Origin of the sequence: Vibrio sp. 2304, from assembly GCF_033339475.1 — a bacterium.
GTDB classification, from domain to species: domain Bacteria; phylum Pseudomonadota; class Gammaproteobacteria; order Enterobacterales; family Vibrionaceae; genus Vibrio; species Vibrio alginolyticus.
Map to the genome: position 1 here is coordinate 273,144 of NZ_JAWOUQ010000005.1, position 18,856 is coordinate 291,999.

General features: G+C 43.9%; 20 protein-coding genes. 10 read left to right on the forward strand and 10 right to left on the reverse strand.

Going from position 1 to position 18,856, the window contains the following annotated elements; genetic code table 11:
* Positions 1 to 12: 12 nt before the first annotated feature.
* Complete coding sequence (pdhR, locus tag R7P64_RS12595) at positions 13 to 780, reverse strand: pyruvate dehydrogenase complex transcriptional repressor PdhR (RefSeq protein ID WP_005379989.1); 768 nt, start codon at positions 778 to 780, stop codon at positions 13 to 15.
* 405 nt (positions 781 to 1,185) lie between these two features.
* A complete protein-coding gene (gene ampD / locus R7P64_RS12600) occupies positions 1,186 to 1,737 on the reverse strand; it encodes a 1,6-anhydro-N-acetylmuramyl-L-alanine amidase AmpD (protein ID WP_005386614.1) in 552 nt (183 codons plus the stop codon).
* 92 nt (positions 1,738 to 1,829) lie between these two features.
* Here ampD and nadC point away from each other — a divergent pair, with 92 nt between their 5' ends.
* The 8 genes from nadC to yacG all read left to right on the forward strand — a co-directional run bounded on the left by nadC (position 1,830) and on the right by yacG (position 9,043).
* Positions 1,830 to 2,717 (forward strand): carboxylating nicotinate-nucleotide diphosphorylase, encoded by an 888-nt coding sequence (nadC, locus tag R7P64_RS12605; protein ID WP_047102656.1) that lies wholly within the window; start codon positions 1,830 to 1,832, stop codon positions 2,715 to 2,717.
* Between the two features lie 262 nt (positions 2,718 to 2,979).
* A complete protein-coding gene (locus tag R7P64_RS12610) occupies positions 2,980 to 3,438 on the forward strand; it encodes a pilin (RefSeq protein ID WP_047102657.1) in 459 nt (152 codons plus the stop codon).
* Positions 3,439 to 3,441: 3 nt separating this feature from the next.
* Positions 3,442 to 5,127, forward strand: a complete 1,686-nt coding sequence (pilB, locus tag R7P64_RS12615) for a type IV-A pilus assembly ATPase PilB (RefSeq protein WP_062730450.1) — start codon at positions 3,442 to 3,444, stop codon at positions 5,125 to 5,127.
* Positions 5,128 to 5,150: 23 nt separating this feature from the next.
* The gene (locus tag R7P64_RS12620; protein WP_318123577.1) at positions 5,151 to 6,374 is read left to right on the forward strand and encodes a type II secretion system F family protein; all 1,224 of its coding nucleotides are present in this window, start codon (positions 5,151 to 5,153) and stop codon (positions 6,372 to 6,374) included.
* A gap of 63 nt (positions 6,375 to 6,437) precedes the next feature.
* Positions 6,438 to 7,307: a prepilin peptidase gene (locus R7P64_RS12625; protein WP_012841418.1), complete on the forward strand. Its 870-nt coding sequence runs from the start codon at positions 6,438 to 6,440 to the stop codon at positions 7,305 to 7,307.
* On the forward strand, positions 7,308 to 7,922 hold the full coding sequence (gene coaE, locus R7P64_RS12630) for a dephospho-CoA kinase (protein ID WP_017635920.1): 615 nt from the start codon (positions 7,308 to 7,310) through the stop codon (positions 7,920 to 7,922). It begins immediately after the preceding gene.
* 27 nt (positions 7,923 to 7,949) lie between these two features.
* Positions 7,950 to 8,690, forward strand: coding sequence for a cell division protein ZapD (zapD, locus tag R7P64_RS12635; protein ID WP_005373086.1), 741 nt, complete (start codon positions 7,950 to 7,952; stop codon positions 8,688 to 8,690).
* 158 nt (positions 8,691 to 8,848) lie between these two features.
* Entirely contained in the window at positions 8,849 to 9,043 is a 195-nt protein-coding gene (gene yacG / locus R7P64_RS12640) for a DNA gyrase inhibitor YacG (protein WP_017635922.1), read from the forward strand.
* A 787-nt stretch (positions 9,044 to 9,830) separates the two neighbouring features.
* Here yacG and rplS read toward each other — a convergent pair.
* From rplS to ffh, 5 genes are all read right to left on the reverse strand, one after another.
* Positions 9,831 to 10,184, reverse strand: coding sequence for a 50S ribosomal protein L19 (rplS, locus tag R7P64_RS12645; RefSeq protein WP_005379971.1), 354 nt, complete (start codon positions 10,182 to 10,184; stop codon positions 9,831 to 9,833).
* 41 nt (positions 10,185 to 10,225) lie between these two features.
* A complete protein-coding gene (gene trmD / locus R7P64_RS12650) occupies positions 10,226 to 10,987 on the reverse strand; it encodes a tRNA (guanosine(37)-N1)-methyltransferase TrmD (RefSeq protein ID WP_318123580.1) in 762 nt (253 codons plus the stop codon).
* A 27-nt stretch (positions 10,988 to 11,014) separates the two neighbouring features.
* Entirely contained in the window at positions 11,015 to 11,563 is a 549-nt protein-coding gene (rimM, locus tag R7P64_RS12655; RefSeq protein WP_005379964.1) for a ribosome maturation factor RimM, read from the reverse strand.
* 29 nt (positions 11,564 to 11,592) lie between these two features.
* The gene (gene rpsP, locus R7P64_RS12660) at positions 11,593 to 11,841 is read right to left on the reverse strand and encodes a 30S ribosomal protein S16 (RefSeq protein WP_005379962.1); all 249 of its coding nucleotides are present in this window, start codon (positions 11,839 to 11,841) and stop codon (positions 11,593 to 11,595) included.
* Positions 11,842 to 12,050: 209 nt separating this feature from the next.
* Entirely contained in the window at positions 12,051 to 13,433 is a 1,383-nt protein-coding gene (ffh, locus tag R7P64_RS12665) for a signal recognition particle protein (RefSeq protein ID WP_005385423.1), read from the reverse strand.
* Positions 13,434 to 13,657: 224 nt separating this feature from the next.
* Here ffh and R7P64_RS12670 point away from each other — a divergent pair, with 224 nt between their 5' ends.
* Both R7P64_RS12670 and R7P64_RS12675 read left to right on the forward strand, forming a co-directional pair.
* Positions 13,658 to 14,452: an inner membrane protein YpjD gene (locus R7P64_RS12670; RefSeq protein WP_005379950.1), complete on the forward strand. Its 795-nt coding sequence runs from the start codon at positions 13,658 to 13,660 to the stop codon at positions 14,450 to 14,452.
* A gap of 124 nt (positions 14,453 to 14,576) precedes the next feature.
* Complete coding sequence (locus R7P64_RS12675; RefSeq protein WP_005379948.1) at positions 14,577 to 15,857, forward strand: HlyC/CorC family transporter; 1,281 nt, start codon at positions 14,577 to 14,579, stop codon at positions 15,855 to 15,857.
* A 67-nt stretch (positions 15,858 to 15,924) separates the two neighbouring features.
* Here R7P64_RS12675 and luxS read toward each other — a convergent pair whose 3' ends face one another.
* The 3 genes from luxS to gshA all read right to left on the reverse strand — a co-directional run bounded on the left by luxS (position 15,925) and on the right by gshA (position 18,725).
* Positions 15,925 to 16,443, reverse strand: coding sequence for an S-ribosylhomocysteine lyase (gene luxS, locus R7P64_RS12680; protein ID WP_017820391.1), 519 nt, complete (start codon positions 16,441 to 16,443; stop codon positions 15,925 to 15,927).
* An 84-nt stretch (positions 16,444 to 16,527) separates the two neighbouring features.
* A complete protein-coding gene (locus R7P64_RS12685; protein WP_171343190.1) occupies positions 16,528 to 17,133 on the reverse strand; it encodes a hypothetical protein in 606 nt (201 codons plus the stop codon).
* A gap of 23 nt (positions 17,134 to 17,156) precedes the next feature.
* The gene (gene gshA, locus R7P64_RS12690; protein ID WP_213891870.1) at positions 17,157 to 18,725 is read right to left on the reverse strand and encodes a glutamate--cysteine ligase; all 1,569 of its coding nucleotides are present in this window, start codon (positions 18,723 to 18,725) and stop codon (positions 17,157 to 17,159) included.
* Positions 18,726 to 18,856: the final 131 nt, after the last annotated feature.

Consider the following 18,856-nt stretch of genomic DNA (forward strand, 5'->3'; position numbering starts at 1 on the left):
TAAGTAACGCTCTTACGAGTCATTACCCTGCTGAATTCGACGTAGAGAACGCTCTCGTCGAGACTCTTCTCGAGTCAAATCCAACAATGTTTCTTCGATGTAAGCCAAGTGCGAGTGGGACATTTCTCGCGCCTTTTCAGGCTGACCAGAAACAATCGCATCCACGATATTGGCTCGGTGTTTACTGACTTTCTCGACCGCTTCTGGGCGGCGACGTAGTAATTTAAAATTTTGTAGAATATTTTGCTCAAGCAAAGGTGCTAAGCTTCGAACAATGTGCAACAAAACCACGTTGTGCGCGGCCTCTGTCAAAGCGATCAAAAATTGCATTACTTCCGCAGATTCAGCTTCGATATCGTTGTTTGCTTGCTCTTGGCTAATGCGCTCAAGGCAACCTTGAATACGCGCAAAATCTTCTTCGGTACCACGTAAAGCTGCAAAGTAGGCTGAAATTCCTTCCATCGCATGACGAGACTCAAGCACATCAAGCTGGGTTTCAGAATGACTAGACAACAAATTCAACAAGGGATCTGAAAAGCTCTTCCAGATATTCTCACTTACGAATGTTCCGCCACCTTGGCGACGAGTCAACAAACGCTTCGCTTCCAAGCGTTGAATGGCTTCTCGGACTGAAGGACGAGACACATCGAACTGTTTTGCCAGTTCACGCTCTGGAGGCAGTTGTTGCCCCGGAGACAATGTTCCTTCCACTATCAACCTTTCTAACTCTTGTTCTATAACATCAGAGAGTTTTGGCTGACGAATCCTTTGATAAGCCATAATTTATTGTTCTTCTACTCTTGCAGGTAATTGGTAATACCAATTTTAAGTTGGTGCAGAAATTAACATAATTAAAACGCCACTGTCCAGCCGAAAATTGACCTAAATCATAGAACGAGCTTACTTCCAACACTCTGATAACAATCGACTGTTAAAACAGCAATAGAATTGGTATGACCAATTACATAAAGCATACAAATGGGAAGTCGACGTGCTAGCAGTTTTGGAAAAGAAATACAGAAAATGACAAAATTATCAGTCTATTTATTCACCAAAATGGCATGTACGAGCGTAAAAATGTAGTTAACTTTTAACAATCATTAATATTTCTGGTATCAAAAAAAGGCATACCTGATCGTATGCCTTATTTATTTCGCTTTTTTGAATTTACACTTTCGCTACAAATCAACGCTGTATAAGCAGTCTATATTTCACCCAATCAAAGCTTAGACCAGGATCGCTTTTTCTCAAGGGCGCAATATATTGATGACCGGTAATTCGTGGCGGGGTGATTTGAGGATAAGACTGCATAATCACCTCAGTGATCTCTGCAAGTGATTGATATTGCGCTTCTGTGTAGGCAGTAAATTCTGTCCCTTCAAGCTCGATACCAATGGAATAGTCATTACAACGCTCCCTGCCCGCGAAACTGGATTGACCGGCATGCCATGCTCTATCGAGAAAAGAAACAAATTGAACAACCTCGCCGTTTCTTTTAATCAAGCAATGTGCAGAAACGCCCATTTTGTGAATAACTTCAAAAAATGGATGTTCATTTGGGTCTAGCTTGCCAGTGAAGAAGTCCTCTATATATGGTCCACCAAACTGCCCAGGAGGCAAACTGATATTGTGTACCACCAGCAGAGAGATGTCGTTTACATCAGAGCGGGCATCAAAAAATGGTGACGGAACATGCTTTGCTTGTGTCAGCCAGCCATTCTCGATAATTGGGCGCATATCAACCTCTCTACTTTGCAAATTAACTGCTGAAATTATTGACACCGGAGAGTATCATTCGTTGCCATCTCCCTTTCAAGACAAGATTTGCGATGAAGAACACACACAACATTCAAGAACGCCTAGAATACCTTAAACAACAACTCCCTTTAGAGATCACTCGCTCTGTCGCTGATACCTTAAAAGAAGATCTAGGTGGCAGTGTCGACGCAGATAACGACATTACTGCATCTTTGATCCCTGCCGAGGCGGTTAATACCGCAACGATTATTACTCGTGAGCATGGTGTGTTCTGTGGTCAAGCATGGGCTGATGAAGTTTTTAAACAGCTCGGTGGCAAGGTCAGCATTGAATGGCACGTAAAGGACGGAGATAAAGTCGAACCTAACCAAACCCTTTGCACGCTGACAGGCCCTGCTCGCGACTTGTTAACTGGTGAGCGTAACGCAATGAATTTCATCCAAACGTTGTCTGGCTGCGCAACAGTTACCGCAGAGTACGCTGAAAAAATCGCGCATACTGAGTGTCGTCTACTAGACACACGCAAAACCATTCCTGGTCTGCGTAGCGCACTAAAATACGCCGTGACGTGTGGTGGTGGCTTTAACCATCGCATCGGCGTGTTCGACGCTTACCTCATTAAAGAAAACCACATTATTGCTTGTGGTGGCATCACTCAAGCCATCCAAAAAGCGAAAGAGCTTAACCCAGGCAAACCGGTAGAAGTAGAAACGGAAAGCTTAGAAGAGTTGAAACAAGCGATAGAGGCTGGTGCCGACATCATCATGCTCGATAACTTCACAAAAGAAATGATGCGTGAAGCCGTAGCGATTAACGCAGGTCGTGCCGCTTTAGAGAACTCCGGCAACATTACGCTAGAGACCATCGCAGAATACGCAGAAACCGGTGTCGATTACATTTCGGTAGGCGCGTTGACTAAGCATTTAAAAGCGATGGATCTTTCGATGCGCTTCAAATAATAAAAGCAACACAATCTAAATTACTTCAACCAACTCAGTGAGTTGTGAGTGATTCATCATTAAAAAGGGCCAATAGGCCCTTTCTTTTTATCCATTAAAAAAATAGTACTACTCGCAAAACTCTGCATGCAATATGCAACTTTCTACCAAAGAGTTTTATCTCACTCGAGAGCCCACCCCTTCCCCATTTTCAACCCACTTTAACTCTCCATAATCTTTCGCCAATGCAAGAGCATTATTAATTTTTAGGAAAGGGTTAAAAATGAAAAACAGTAAACAGAAAAAACAACAGGGTTTTACTCTGATTGAATTAATGATTGTGGTGGCCGTTATTGGTGTTTTAGCGGCAATTGCACTTCCTCAATATCAAAAGTACGTTGCGAAAAGTGAAGTGGCATCGGTATTAGCAACTCTGACTGGAGCTAAAACAAATGTTGAAGCATTTACTGTAGAAACAGGACAATTCCCAGCTGCTGGCCAAGAAACAGCGCTAGGTGTACCTGTAATGCCTTTAGGTACCGTAGCATTTGCTCAGGATACCACGAACGTCGATGCGGGAACTGTAACATTCACTTTTGATGCAGCCGGAAACGATGCTAGTACACTTGTTGCGGGCCATACCGTTGTTCTTACTAGAACTTCAAATACAGGTGCATGGGCTTGTACATCAGACATTCCTGCAGTTGAACAATTGTTACCTAAAACATGCACTGGTGCATAATACGTGCAAAGTAACCTCTCAACAATTCTTCGTCAGGTCGGATTACTCACCTTTTCCCAAGAAGAATCGTTACTTGAGCAAGTCAAAGCTTCTGGCATTTCGATGCCGGAAGCTTTACTCAGTTCTGGATTATTTACATCAAGCGAACTCGCTGATCACTTAAGTTCTCTCTTTGGTTTAAATCAGCCCGAGTTATCTCAGTATGAGTACGCCTCACTTTGTCAACAACTCGGTCTACGTGAATTAATCACACGGCATAACGCACTCCCACTCCAGCGTACGTCTTCAACGTTATTACTCGCCGTTGCCGACCCCACCAACCAACAAGCAGAAGATGATTTTCGCTTTGCCACTGGTTTACAGGTTGAATTGGTCTTGGGGGAATTTAGTCAACTCAGCGCGGCAATTCGACGCTTGTATGGTCGTTCATTGAGTCATGAGAAGTCCGGGTTAAAAGAGATCAACCAAGAAGAGTTAGCCAATCTGGTTGATGTGGGCGCAGATGAAATCGACAACATTGAAGACTTGAGCCAAGATGAGTCTCCTGTTAGCCGTTACATCAACCAAATTCTGTTGGACGCTGTGCGCAAAGGCGCATCCGATATCCACTTTGAGCCTTATGAAAAGATGTACCGCGTGCGCCTACGCTGTGATGGCATCTTAATTGAAACACAGCAGCCACCAAGCCACTTAAGTCGCCGCTTATCCGCTCGTATCAAAATCCTCTCTAAGCTTGATATTGCAGAGCGACGTTTACCACAAGATGGGCGTATTAAGCTCAAGTTGAATCACGACACCGCGATTGATATGCGTGTATCCACGCTACCGACTCTATTCGGAGAGAAAATTGTATTACGACTGCTCGACAGCAGCTCTGCTTCACTGGATATCGACAAGCTTGGTTATAGCGAACAACAAAAACAATTGTACTTGGATGCGCTGCGTCGCCCACAAGGCATGATTTTGATGACAGGCCCAACCGGGAGCGGAAAAACCGTATCTCTGTACACTGGGCTAAGTATCCTCAATAAGCCAGAAATCAACATTTCCACGGCAGAAGACCCAGTAGAAATTAACTTATCGGGCATTAACCAAGTTCAAGTTCAGCCTAAGATTGGTTTTGGTTTTGCCGAAGCACTGCGTTCTTTCTTGCGTCAAGACCCCGATGTGGTAATGGTCGGTGAGATTCGTGACTTAGACACTGCAGAAATCGCCATCAAAGCCTCGCAAACTGGTCACTTAGTACTTTCAACCTTGCATACCAACTCTGCGGCTGAAACGGTTATTCGTTTATCAAACATGGGCGTAGAAAGCTTTAACTTGGCCTCATCCCTTAGTTTGATTATTGCCCAGCGCTTGGCCCGTAAACTGTGCTCGCACTGTAAACAATCACAAGAGCTTACCGTTCAGCTACAACACCTTGGAATTCAAGCAAGCGACAACATTTTTAAAGCCAATCCCGATGGATGTAATGAGTGTACCCATGGTTATTCCGGCCGAACGGGGATTTATGAAGTGATGCGCTTTGATGAATTTCTTTCCGAAGCGCTTATTAAAGGCGCCTCGGTACATGAACTAGAAAAACTCGCCATCGCAAATGGTATGAGCACGTTACAAATGTCGGGCATAGAAAAACTCAAACAAGGGATCACAAGTTTTAGTGAACTACAGCGCGTACTTTATTTTTAATCCTTTAATCAGCAGTCACCTCTATGAAAAGCACTACACCACAACTTAAAAACTTCCGCTGGAAAGGCATCAACAGTTCAGGCAAAAAGACGTCTGGACAAACCCTCGCGATGACAGAAATTGAAGTACGCGAACGCCTAAACGCACAGCATATCAAGATCAAGAAGTTAAAGAAAAGCAGTATCTCGTTTCTCACTAAACTCAGCCATCGCGTAAAAGGCAGAGACATCACGGTGTTTACCCGTCAAATTTCGACGATGTTGATAACCGGTGTCCCCTTAGTTCAGGCTTTAAAATTGGTATCAGAAAATCACAAAAAAGCAGAGATGAAATCCATTTTGATGAGCGTAACACGCGCCGTCGAAGCGGGTACGCCTATGTCAAAAGCCATGCGCACTGCAAGTGAACACTTTGACCCACTCTATACCGACCTTATCGCAACAGGTGAGCAATCCGGTAACTTAGCAGAAGTGTTCGAGCGCTTAGCCACCTACCGAGAAAAAAATGAGCAGCTTCGTGCGAAAGTGATCAAAGCACTGATCTACCCAGCCATGGTAGTTCTAGTAGCGTTAGGCGTGTCGTTTATCATGCTCACCAAAGTCATTCCCGAGTTTGAAAAAATGTTTGTTGGTTTTGGTGCTGACTTACCGTGGTTTACCAGGCAAGTATTAGATCTTTCCGCCTGGACACAAAACTGGAGTCCGTTTATCGCACTAGGCTCCATTAGTTTATTCATCTCGGCGAGAATCCTCTCTAAGCGTTCAGATTCTTTTCGCTTAATGCTCAACCGCTCTGTGCTTAAATTTCCTGTTCTGGGCCCTTTATTATCAAAAGCCGCTATCGCCAAATTTAGTCGAACACTCGCCACAAGCTTTACAGCGGGTATTCCAATTCTAACCAGTTTAAAAACCACATCAAAAACCTCAGGAAACTTACACTATCAACTCGCTATAGAAGAAGTTTACCGTGATACCGCCGCAGGTATGCCAATGTATGTTGCCATGCGTAATTGTAATGTGTTCCCTGAATTGGTGTTACAAATGGTTATGATCGGTGAAGAGTCTGGTCGACTTGACGATATGCTCAATAAAGTTGCAACGATCTACGAGTTTGAAGTCGACAACACCGTCGACAACCTTAGTAAAATTCTAGAGCCACTAATTATCGTTTTTTTAGGTATCGTTGTTGGCGGATTAGTGACAGCAATGTACTTGCCAATCTTTAACTTAATGAGTGTATTGGGCTAGAATGAGCTGTTAACTCCTTTAAAACAGCACTTGCTGATTTCACTCATCGCTCAAGAGACAAATATGGAAGTATTCCAGTACTACCCTTGGCTATTCGTTGTGTTTGCCACCATCTTCGGTCTGATCGTGGGTAGCTTCCTCAATGTGGTTATTTATCGACTACCTAAAATCATGGAACTAGAATGGCGACGCGAATGTGCCGAGTCATTTCCTGAATACAAAATAGAACCTCCTAAAGAAGTGCTGACCTTGAGCGTCCCACGCTCCTCCTGCCAGAAATGCGCAACACCGATACGTATTCGCGACAACATTCCTGTGATTAGCTGGCTGCTTTTAAAAGGCAAATGCCACAACTGTCAGACAGCCATTAGCGCACGCTATCCACTGATTGAACTGCTCACTGCGTTCTGCTCAGGCTTTGTCGCTTACCACTTTGGTTTTAGTTACTTTACCGTTGCCCTACTCTTTTTCACTTTTATCTTAATCGCCGCAACATTTATCGATCTCGATACTATGTTGTTACCTGACCAATTAACATTACCATTAACTTGGGCTGGCATTGCCTTAGCATTAGTCGAAATAAGTCCTGTTACTCTACAAGATTCTGTCATTGGTGCTATTGCTGGTTACCTATGTCTCTGGTCCGTTTACTGGGGCTTTAAGTTACTTACTGGTAAAGAAGGAATGGGGTATGGTGATTTTAAACTACTAGCGGCACTAGGAGCTTGGCTAGGTTGGCAGTCACTGCCGATGATCATTCTACTTTCTTCTGTGGTTGGCATCGTATTTGGCATCATTCAACTACGCTTGCAAAAGCAGGGAATTGAAAAAGCTTTCCCTTTCGGTCCTTACTTAGCAATTGCTGGTTGGATAAGCTTAATTTGGGGCGACCAGATTTTAAACTGGTACTTTACTTCAGTTCTAGGAGTGTAAATGGCTTTGGTTATTGGTTTAACAGGTGGTATCGCTAGTGGAAAAACAACCGTCGCGAATCTGTTCAAACAACAATTTAAAATCGATATCGTCGATGCCGACATTGTAGCAAGAGAAGTTGTCGAACCAGGTACTCCCGGCCTAAACGCGATTATTGAACATTTTGGTCACGATATCGTTCGTGAAGACCAAACTTTAGATCGCGCAAAGCTGAGAGAAAAAATCTTTTCGAATTCAGATGAAAAAGCATGGCTCAACGCACTGTTGCACCCGATAATTCGTGAAAAGATGATCGAAGATTTGCAGCAAGTCACTTCAGAGTATGCGTTACTTGTGGTGCCGTTGCTCGTAGAAAACAAGCTAGATAGTTTGTGTGATCGCGTTCTTGTCGTCGATGTAGAACCGAATACACAGATATCTCGCACGATGAAACGAGACAATGTGAGTGAAGATCAAGTTCGCGCCATCCTTGCCTCTCAAGCATCAAGAGAGCAAAGGCTCGCGCTTGCAGACGATGTGGTTAAGAATAATCCAAGTGACCCTGATCTTTTGCTTCAAATCACAGATTTGCACGAAAAGTACCTAGCCATGTGTAAGAAAAATCTGCGAAAATAGGAACGAAACTCACAAAGGCTTATGTCGATGACCACGCACAAATTTGAACATCCGTTAAATGAGAAAACTCGTATTTATCTAAGAGTGGAGTCTCTGCTGCGTCAGGCTCACTTGGCCTCTGGGTTTAGCGAAAATCATCAGTATCAACTGTTTTTCCGTGCGTTATTCGATATGGTTGAGATCTTCGAACAAATCCAACTGAAAAGTGAACTGGCTAAAGATCTTGAGAAGCAACGGCTGTCGTACCGCCATTGGCTAAATGTTGATGGTGTCGATCAAGACGCATTAAATACCCTACTACAAGAGATAGATGTCGTTCATAGCCAACTAATGGGTGCTGAACGTTTTGGCCAAGCATTAAAAGAAGATCGCTTCCTAAGCTCTATCCGCCAACGCTTTAATCTACCGGGTGGTTCATGCTGTTTTGATCTGCCAGCATTACACTACTGGCTTCATCTACCTATTGAACGTAAAAAGCGTGATGCACAACAGTGGCAAGCAAGCTTAAAACCCTTATCTGATGCGCTTTCGTTATGGTTAAAGCTCACTAGAGAGACCGGACATTTCAAAGCTCAAATCGGTCGTGCAGGTTTCTTCCAAAGCGACGCTGATGAAGCCAACATTCTAAGACTTCATATCCCAATGGAATATGGCGTTTATCCTATGATTTCAGGTCATAAAAATCGCTTTGCGATCAAGTTCATGTCGTTTGAAAACGGTCAAGCGTGCACACAAGATATTGAATTTGAACTTGCTGTGTGCAGCTAAGACGACACTACGCCTCGCCTCCATAATCTAAAATTCAACGCTTTATTGCGCTTATATTTGATAAAATTTCGTAGCAGCAATAGCGCGTTGAATAAGCCATCTTTAATTCGTTTAGGTATACTACCCTTTAACACCAATTAGTAATGGGACGCTCAACTATGTCTAAAGTTACCATCGTTCAATGCCCACAATGTGGCGCCGACGTAGAATGGGGAGAACAAAGTCCTCATCGCCCTTTCTGCAGTAAACAATGCCAAATGATTGACTTTGGTGAATGGGCAGATGAAGAAAACACCATCCCAGGCGCACCCGATATGTCCGATAGTGATGGCTGGTCTGAAGACCAGTATTAAATTGAGACCTAGGGTAAAGGAATACCCTAGGTTCCTTCTTGGGGAATCTGAATCACGCTCCTTCGTCGCTGTCCAGAATGACGAATTTTAACCACGGTACCCTGTAATCTTTGGCTATCAATTCCCGTCATTCAGAGGAGCCATAGCGAAATCAAGAACCTACTCATAGCAAGAATACTGTTGGACAACTGAAACACTAGCATTCTCAGCGAGTAGATTTTTAACCACGGTACTCTATAATCTTTGACCATCATTTCCTGTCATTCCGAGGAGCCATAACGGCATCAGGAATCTACTCATAGCAAGGATGAAGCTAACAACTTAAACAATTGCATGCTCGACTAGTAGATTCTGAATCACGCTCCTTCGTCGCTGTCCAGAATGACGAATTTTAACCACGGTACTCTGTAATCTTTGACCATCATTTCCTGTCATTCCGAGGAGCCATAGCGACATTAAGAATCTACTAACAGCAAGGATGAAGCTAACAACTTAAACACTTACATTCTCAACTAGTAGATTCTGAATCACGCTCCTTCGTCGCTATCCAGAATGACGAATTTTAACCACAGTACCCAGTAATATTTGATCATTGTTTCCCGTCATTCCGAGGAGCCATAGCGACATCAGGAATCTATTCACAACAAGACAGAGGCGTGGAGTGTACGTCAGTGCATGAGCATCGACAGTGCAGGTCGGGTGAAAAGAAACGAGCAAGCTAATTACACAAATAAAAAAACGGAGCCCTAAAAGGACTCCGTTTAAGATGAGAACGCTAGTTATAGCATTACTTCTTAGCAAGTTTCTCTTTGATACGAGCAGACTTACCAGAACGCTCACGTAGGTAGTACAACTTGGCACGACGTACTGCACCACGGCGTTTAACTTCGATGCTATCAACGATTGGAGAGTGTGTTTGGAACGTACGCTCAACACCTTCACCGTTAGAGATCTTACGTACAGTGAAAGCAGAGTGTAGACCACGGTTACGGATTGCGATTACAACGCCTTCGAAAGCCTGTAGACGCTCACGGTCACCTTCTTTTACCTTAACTTGAACTACAACAGTGTCACCTGGTGCAAATTTAGGTAGGTCTGATTTCATTTGCTCTTCTTCAAGAGCTTTGATGATGTTACTCATTTTTTAAATTCCTAGAATAAACTGATACTAAATAAATTAGGTTACTTTGCGTTATGTTCTTTCATGGCTTTATGCTCATTAACAAACTCAGCAAGTAATTGTTCCTGTTCGTCAGTCAGAGCTAGGTTTTCCAGGAGCTCTGGTCTTCTTAGCCAAGTACGGCCCAACGACTGCTTGAGTCGCCATTGACGAATGTCCTTGTGATTGCCTGACATCAGTACCGCTGGTACCTCTTTGTCATCCAATACTTCTGGACGCGTATAGTGAGGGCAATCTAACAAGCCATTTGCAAAAGAGTCTTCTTCTGCTGACGCGAAATCCCCTAGTACACCCGGAACAAACCGAGAGACAGAGTCGATTAACGTCATGGCTGGTATCTCACCACCCGTCATCACAAAATCACCAATCGACCATTCTTCGTCGACTTCAGATTGAATGATGCGCTCATCTACCCCTTCATAACGACCACAAATCAGAAGCAAGTTCTCATTCGTTGCCAGTTCTTCCACTCCTTTCTGGTCGAGCTTGCGACCTTGAGGAGAAAGGTAGATGACTTTCGTCTTGCCCGGTGAGGCTGCTTTCGCGGTATGAATGGCATCGCGCAAAGGCTGAACCATCATTAACATACCAGGGCCACCACCGTAAGGTCGGTCATCGACTGTGCGATGTTTGTCGTGAGTGAAATCTCTAGGATTCCAAGTCTCAATCGACAAAAGACCTTTTTTAACCGCTTGACCTGTTACTCCAAAATCAGTAACAGAACGGAACATTTCTGGAAAAAGGCTAATAACGCCAACCCACATGTTTATCTCGCTCTGTAATTTTGGAGATTAGAATCCAGGATCCCAGTCAACTTCGATCCGTTGAGCTTCGCGATCAACATTAATGATCACTTGCTCTTCAAGGAACGGGATTAATCGTTCCTTCTGCCCGAAAGCATCTTTAAGATTTGCTTTAACAACCAGAACATCGTTTGAGCCAGTTTCTAGCATGTCAGTAACGACACCTAGATCGTAACCTTTAGTAGTTACAACTTGCATCCCAAACAATTCGCGCCAGTAGAACTCATCTTCTGACAATTCAGGAAGTACCGCAGGGTCAATAGCAATTTCAAAGTTCGTCATTAGATGCGCGTCTTCACGAACATCCATGCCTTCCAGCTTAGCCACCATACCTTTGTTATGGCGCTTCCAGCTTTCTACTTTGTACTCAACCCACTTGCCCTTTTGGTTAATGTACCAAGGGCTGTAATCGAAAATGCTTTCAGCATTGTCTGTGTAGGAAAAAACCTTAAGCCAACCACGAATGCCGTAAGTAGCACCAAACTTGCCTACAACAATCTTTTCGTTGCTCATTGTTTCTTTACCTTTCATCGACATAAACTAGTTTCTACTTTTCAAGTAAAAAATTAAGCCGCTTTTTGAGCGTCTTTAACTAGCTTAGCAACACGGTCAGATACTGACGCGCCTTGACCAACCCAGTGGTTAACGCGGTCTAGGTCTAGACGTAGACCTTCTTCTTGACCTTTAGCAGTTGGGTTGAAGAAACCAACTTTCTCGATGAAACGGCCAGTTGCAGCGTTGCGGCTGTCAGCTACTACGATTTGATAAAATGGACGCTTTTTAGCGCCGTGACGTGCCAAACGAATGGTTACCATGTCGTCCTCTTTGCTTTCTCAAAAATAAAATTAACCCCAAAAACCATTCAAGAAATTAAACAGTTTGGGGTCTCGTGCCAAAATAAAGCTCCGGAATTTTACTCTTCTCCCGGAGCAATGCAAGGAGTTTAGTTACTTTTTCACCAACATAAATTGAATTTAAAGTTTGTGACGTACCTAACACCCTGAATCTATGCGTGAACGATTAATTAACGACCAAATGGGTTGAAGCCACCGCCACCACCCATGCCGCCCATCATGCCTTGCATGTTGCGCATCATGCCTTTCATGCCACCTTTTTGCATCTTTTTCATCATTTTCTGCATTTGGGTGAACTGTTTTAGTAAGCGGTTTACATCTTGAACCTGCACACCAGAACCAGCCGCGATACGCTTCTTGCGCGAGCCCTTGATAATTTCTGGGCGTTGACGTTCTTTCATTGTCATGGAGCTGATGATCGCTTCCATCTGTTTGAACATCTTGTCATCGACTTTATCTTTCACATTGTCTGGTAGCTGGGACATTCCTGGAAGCTTATCCATCATCCCCATCATGCCGCCCATGTTTTGCATCTGGCCTAGCTGTTCACGGAAATCTTCAAGGTCGAAACCTTTCTTCTCTTTGAACTTCTTCGCTAACTTTTCTGCCTTTTCTTGGTCAACGTTGCGTTGTAGGTCTTCAATCAAAGACAGAACGTCACCCATGCCAAGAATACGTGAAGCAACACGATCTGGGTGGAACGGTTCTAGCGCGTCAGTTTTTTCACCGACACCCAAGAATTTGATTGGTTTGCCCGTGACATGGCGTACTGAAAGTGCCGCACCACCACGAGCATCACCATCAACCTTAGTTAGAACTACACCGGTAAGAGGTAGCGCATCGCCAAAGGCTTTTGCTGTATTTGCTGCGTCTTGACCCGTCATGGCGTCAACAACAAATAGCGTTTCTACTGGGTTGATAGCTGCGTGAAGATCTTTGATCTCCCCCATCATCTCTTCATCAATTGCCAAACGACCTGCGGTATCGACAATAAGTACGTCGTAGAATTTTTTCTTCGCATGGTCAATCGCTGCATTGGCGATATCAATAGGCTTTTGGTCTGGTGATGATGGGAAGAAGTCAACACCGATGTCTGATGCCAGTGTTTCAAGCTGCTTGATTGCCGCAGGACGGTAAACGTCGGCAGACACAACCAAAACTTTCTTCTTGTCACGTTCTTTTAGAAGCTTAGATAACTTACCTACCGATGTGGTTTTACCCGCACCTTGTAGACCTGCCATAAGAAGCACAGCAGGTGGTTGAGCGGCAAGGTTTAGCGCCTCATTCGACTCACCCATTACGGCTTCAAGTTCTGTTTGAACGATCTTGATAAATTCCTGACCTGGAGTCAGAGATTTAGAAACTTCTACGCCCACCGCTTTTTCTTTAACGCGGTTCACAAATTCACGAACGACCGGAAGCGCAACGTCAGCTTCAAGTAGAGCCATTCGGACTTCACGTAGGGTTTCTTTAATGTTGTCTTCGGTCAGACGACCTTTGCCACTGATATTTTTCAGCGTTTTGGATAATCGATCCGTTAAATTCTCAAACATCTTTGTCTCTTCGCTAAAATGGCGATTAATTAGTGTGAGTATACATTAGCCAAGGTCTGAGTCATACCCGTACCGCTGTCCTATTCTTGTCTCTATTTATATATGGTGCGGTAACTTATTAATTTCAATATCTCATCTCTCACGATTGATGTCGGATATAACGTAGCCCCAAAGTGTAATGCAAGGTATAATTTCTCCATCGTGCACAATAATATTTAGGATTCATGGATAGCTTAATAGCCATCGCGGCCGCCATACTTTATGTCTTGGCGATTGCGACCATCATACCCGGACTCTCACAACAGTCAGGAATCAAAGCAAAAACAGTGTTTGCTAGTGCTGCCTGCGCGCTTGTTTTTCATGCGTGGATTTTGAGTGATCTGATTTTTGATGGTTCAGGTCAAAACCTGAGTATTCTCAACGTGGCTTCTTTGATCAGTTTTATTATTTCTCTGGTCATGAGCCTTGCTATGTTGAAAAACCGACTGTGGTTTTTATTGCCTGTCGTTTATAGCTTTGCTGCCATCAATTTATCTGCTGCCACATTTTTGCCAAGCACGTTTATAAAGCACCTAGAGAATGACCCTAAGCTACTCATTCATATTTCATTTGCGCTCTTCTCATACGCGACTTTAACTATCGGGGCACTCTATGCGCTTCAGTTGGCTTGGCTGGATCACAAACTGAAAGCAAAAAAATCTTTGGCGATTAACCCAAACCTGCCGCCTCTATTAATGGTGGAGCGTCAACTCTTCAAAATTATTTTGATCGGTAACTTATTGTTAACTGCCACGCTCATTACTGGCTTTGTCTTTGTGCAGGATATGTTTGCCCAAGGTAAGGCACATAAGGGCATTCTTTCTTTCATCGCTTGGGTGGTGTACTCAATACTGCTTTGGGGTCACTATCAAAAAGGCTGGCGTGGTAGAAAAGTCACATGGTTCGCTGTTGCAGGAGCAACACTGTTAACTCTGGCATATTTTGGCAGTCGCTTTGTAAAAGAAATCATCTTGAATTAAGGAGCTCTAGGGCTCCTATCCTTTATATTTTAGGCTAGATAAAATACAGTACGCCTTAACTCTTTGACTTAACGGAATTACTCAACCGTTATATAACCCAATACTTACAAGGAACAGCAACGTTTTGGACGACATCTCTACGGGTATCTTGTTTGCGCTACTCGCGTGTCTTATCGTCATATCAGGTTACTTTTCCGGTTCAGAAACAGGGATGATGTCTCTGAATCGTTATCGCTTAAAACACTTAGCCAAAAACGGGCATAAGGGTGCTAAGCGAGTCGAAAGACTATTAGACCGTCCAGATCGTTTGATTGGTCTTATTCTTATCGGCAACAACCTCGTTAACATTCTCGCGTCCGCGATCGCGACCATTATTGGTATGCGTTTGTATGGTGATTTAGGTGTCGCTATCGCAACCGGTGCACTAACTATGGTTGTATTGGTTTTTGCCGAGGTTACCCCTAAAACAATTGCAGCGCTTTACCCTGAACGTGTGTCCTACGCGAGCAGTATATTATTGACCATACTGATGAAGTTACTGTCGCCTTTAGTGATGCTTGTTAACTTTATTACGAATGGCTTTATCCGCTTACTTGGTGTAAGAGCGGATCACTCAGCAGAAGATCATCTTAGCTCCGATGAGCTGCGTACGGTGGTAAATGAAGCTGGCGGTTTGATCCCTCGCCGACACCAAGACATGCTAGTGTCTATTTTAGATCTTGAGCACGTCACCGTGAACGACATTATGGTCCCACGCAATGAAATTACCGGTATTGATATTAACGACGACTGGAAATCCATTGTTCGCCAGCTAACACACTCACCACATGGACGCATAGTTTTCTATCGTGACCAAATTGATGAAGTGGTTGGCATGCTGCGCTTGCGTGAAGCTTATCGTCTGATGTTGGAAAAGAACGAATTCAACAAAGAAACGCTATTACGTGCTGCTGATGAGGTCTATTACATCCCAGAAGGCACACCACTGAACGTGCAAATGTTAAAATTCCAACGTAACAAGCAACGTATCGGTCTGATCGTGGATGAGTACGGTGATATCATCGGTCTAATCACTCTTGAAGATATTCTGGAAGAGATCATTGGTGAGTTCACGACGTCCATTTCTCCAAGCCTCTCTGATGAAATCAGTCCTCAAGGTGACGGAAGCTTTCTTATTGAAGGCAGCACCAATATCCGAGATATCAACAAAGGCCTGAAATGGGATTTACCAACGGATGGCCCGAGAACGCTAAACGGGCTCATTTTAGAACACTTGGAAGATATTCCTGAGAGCCATCTAAGTGTGAGAGTAGCGGGTCACCCAATGGAACTTGTTGAGATTGAAGAGAACCGAATCAAGCTCGTTCGTGTTTATCCGAAGAAGAAAAAATCGACATCCAAATAACCAAAAGAAAAGCCTGACTCATGTCAGGCTTTTTACTTATTGGGGCAATATGCTTCTTAATGAGCACCTAGTCGATGCGCAACTCTTTTAACATCGACTCAGGCAAAGCAAGTTCATCATTTTTGTTCACCGAAACACCAGCATCCAAAATGTTCTTTGCGATCTGTTGTGCTTCTTTTAAAGAGTGCATTGCTGCCGTGCCGCATTGGTATTCGTTAAGTTCAGGGATCTTATTCTGACTTTCTACCTTCAGCACATCTTCCATTGCTGCAATCCAAGCATCTGCGACTTGCTGCTCTGATGGTGTGCCAATCAGGCTCATGTAAAAACCTGTGCGGCAACCCATAGGCGAAATATCGATGATCTCAACAGAATCACCGTTTAGGTGATTACGCATAAAGCCTGCATAAAGGTGCTCTAGGGTGTGAATACCTTTTTCAGAAAGAATGTCTTTGTTTGGCGCAGTAAAGCGTAAGTCGAAAACAGTAATCGTATCCCCTTTTGGGGTCTGCATGGTTTTCGCCACTCGTACAGCGGGTGCATTCATACGAGTGTGGTCCACGGTAAAACTATCGAGTAAAGGCATTACATCTCTCCTGATTGTAACTCCAGTACCTTTCGGTAATGGATAAATGTCATTCATCCCTACAGCACATGAACTGACTGTGGGCTAAAAGAACCAGCTGCTGTTGTCTTCTAATTCCTGACGACATTGCTTCAGCTGCCAGCCATAAGTTTTCGCTGTTTGTTCAACACGTCGAGCGACTTTGATTAAACTAGGTTTTCGATTATAAGTGCCTCGCTTATACCCACCTCGCCCTTCATGATAAGCCAGATACTGGTTATAGGGATCCCATAATGAAATCCCTAGCTGACGCCGTGTTTCATGAGTGTACCAACCGACAAACATCATAGAATCATCGAAGTTGGTACGAGAGCCACCCTGGCCTGTGGCATCTTGGAAGTCTTCCCAAGCAGGGTCTTGAGCTTGAGCGTAACCATACGCACTGCTGACTCGTCCCCAAGGAATAAACCCTAGCAAATAATCTTTAGGTGGTTTTGCATCGTGCCGAAAGCTGCTTTCTTGTTTAATGATGGCCATAGCGACATGAATAGGGGTCCCCCATTCATCTTCCATATCTTTGGCATCATCATACCAACCGGATTTCTCTCGGAATATCTCGCATAAGTTATTCTGCTGCTTTGGCGGTGCCGTAGCACAACCTGCAAGTAACACGCTTCCAAGTACCGCTACTACTAACGACTTAATGTTCAACCGCACCAATCCTTAGTTAGTCATTACTGCTTCAGGTAAGCAAAGTAATCTTCCAAAAAATCATCAAAAGAAAGCGTGTCACTCTGCTCTGCTTGCTTTTGTTTTTCCACGGACGACGCTACTTCCGTTTCCATCGTATCTTGTGAATAGTACTGATAACCGTGAGCTAGGTTTTCATCACGGTACTTCATACCAAGAGTACAACCAACTTTACCTAGCCCACCCAGCTCTTTCGTTAGCTCTAATAGTTGACCAGAGATCGTTAGTTCTGGGTTATCAATCCATGTCTCGAGTTGATTACACACATCTTGGTATGCACTGCCACCAGCGGTCATATCCATTTGCTGTGCTATTTGACGTAACTCGACGAAAACTCGGTGTGCCCAATCTTGTAGAGATAGACGTTCACCTTGACAACCAATTTGCAGCATTAGACCTTTTTCACGGCCAGAAACAATGACTTTATTCCAGTTATCGCGCCAACACTCTAATTCACAGTTATCCATAGGGTCTGAGTCTGACAAGGCCGCCCAGGTAAGGAAGAGATCCAAGAATCGTACTTGCTCTTCATTTAAGCCCACTGCGCTGAATGGGTTAACATCTAGAGAACGAACTTCAATGTATTCGACACCACCGCGTCGTAACGCATCTGAAGGCTTCTCACCACTTTTCGATACACGTTTTGGACGAATCGGAGCGTACAGTTCATTCTCAATTTGTAAGATATTGGAATTAAGCTGGCGGTATTCACCATCCACTTTTACCCCAATTTTCGCAAACTCTTCTGATGGGTGGCGAATAGCATCACTCAAACCATCGAGGTATTGGTCAATGCTGTTAAAACCAATTTTCAGCACACTTTGCGCACTATTGGTATAGCCAAGATCGCTCAAACGCAAAGACGTCGATTTCGGCAAATATAATGTCCCGCCAATCTTCTCGAATGGCAGATCGGTTTCACGACCTTGAATAAAAGAGCCACATAACGCTGGTGATGCACCAAAGAAGTAGGGAATCATCCAGCCAAAGCGGTAGTAATTACGGATCAACGCAAAGTACGCATCAGACTTAGAATCTTGGCGGGCTTGTTCATCTTGCTCGCCATAGAGCGCATCCCAAAATGTTTCAGGAAATGAGAAGTTAAAATGGACACCTGAAATTATTTGCATCAGGCTGCCATAGCGACGCTTTAGACCTTCTCGGTACAGCGTTTTCATTTTCGCTGCATTCGAAGAGCCATACTGGGCTAACTGAATATCATCCTCTGAGCCGACGTAGCAAGGCATTGATAGTGGCCACATTTTCTCTTCACCCATTTTGGTTTGAGTGAAATGATGGATATCTTTCAGCTGTGCCATCAGTTCTGGAATTTCATGTGACACAGGCGTAATGAACTCTAACAATGATTCCGAAAAATCCGTTGTGATCCATTGATTTGTGAACGCAGAGCCTAACCCTTCAGGATGAGGAGTTGTAGCTAGATGTCCATCCTGACGATAGCGCAAAGTTTCTCGCTCAACACCGCGTCCAAACTGCTTAAATACTTCGGGGTTTGATGCAACTTTTTTTAGTCGCGCAGCAAAATCAGTCAAAATGAGGTTCGCTTATATTGGGAGCAGGACACTTGTCACATAACACAAGTGTAAGCTAAGTTATTGATAGTTAATGCATCTAGATAAATAACCCACGAAAAGTTGCTTATCTAGATGAATAGCGGAGAAAC

Coding starts and splice junctions, on each gene's coding strand:
- pdhR (WP_005379989.1), bottom strand. CDS start 780: ATGGCTTATCAAAGGATTCGTCAGCCAAAACTCTCTGATGTTATAGAA.
- ampD (WP_005386614.1), bottom strand. CDS start 1,737: ATGCGCCCAATTATCGAGAATGGCTGGCTGACACAAGCAAAGCATGTT.
- nadC (WP_047102656.1), top strand. CDS start 1,830: ATGAAGAACACACACAACATTCAAGAACGCCTAGAATACCTTAAACAA.
- R7P64_RS12610 (WP_047102657.1), top strand. CDS start 2,980: ATGAAAAACAGTAAACAGAAAAAACAACAGGGTTTTACTCTGATTGAA.
- R7P64_RS12620 (WP_318123577.1), top strand. CDS start 5,151: ATGAAAAGCACTACACCACAACTTAAAAACTTCCGCTGGAAAGGCATC.
- R7P64_RS12625 (WP_012841418.1), top strand. CDS start 6,438: ATGGAAGTATTCCAGTACTACCCTTGGCTATTCGTTGTGTTTGCCACC.
- coaE (WP_017635920.1), top strand. CDS start 7,308: ATGGCTTTGGTTATTGGTTTAACAGGTGGTATCGCTAGTGGAAAAACA.
- zapD (WP_005373086.1), top strand. CDS start 7,950: ATGACCACGCACAAATTTGAACATCCGTTAAATGAGAAAACTCGTATT.
- yacG (WP_017635922.1), top strand. CDS start 8,849: ATGTCTAAAGTTACCATCGTTCAATGCCCACAATGTGGCGCCGACGTA.
- rplS (WP_005379971.1), bottom strand. CDS start 10,184: ATGAGTAACATCATCAAAGCTCTTGAAGAAGAGCAAATGAAATCAGAC.
- trmD (WP_318123580.1), bottom strand. CDS start 10,987: ATGTGGGTTGGCGTTATTAGCCTTTTTCCAGAAATGTTCCGTTCTGTT.
- rimM (WP_005379964.1), bottom strand. CDS start 11,563: ATGTCGATGAAAGGTAAAGAAACAATGAGCAACGAAAAGATTGTTGTA.
- rpsP (WP_005379962.1), bottom strand. CDS start 11,841: ATGGTAACCATTCGTTTGGCACGTCACGGCGCTAAAAAGCGTCCATTT.
- ffh (WP_005385423.1), bottom strand. CDS start 13,433: ATGTTTGAGAATTTAACGGATCGATTATCCAAAACGCTGAAAAATATC.
- R7P64_RS12670 (WP_005379950.1), top strand. CDS start 13,658: ATGGATAGCTTAATAGCCATCGCGGCCGCCATACTTTATGTCTTGGCG.
- luxS (WP_017820391.1), bottom strand. CDS start 16,443: ATGCCTTTACTCGATAGTTTTACCGTGGACCACACTCGTATGAATGCA.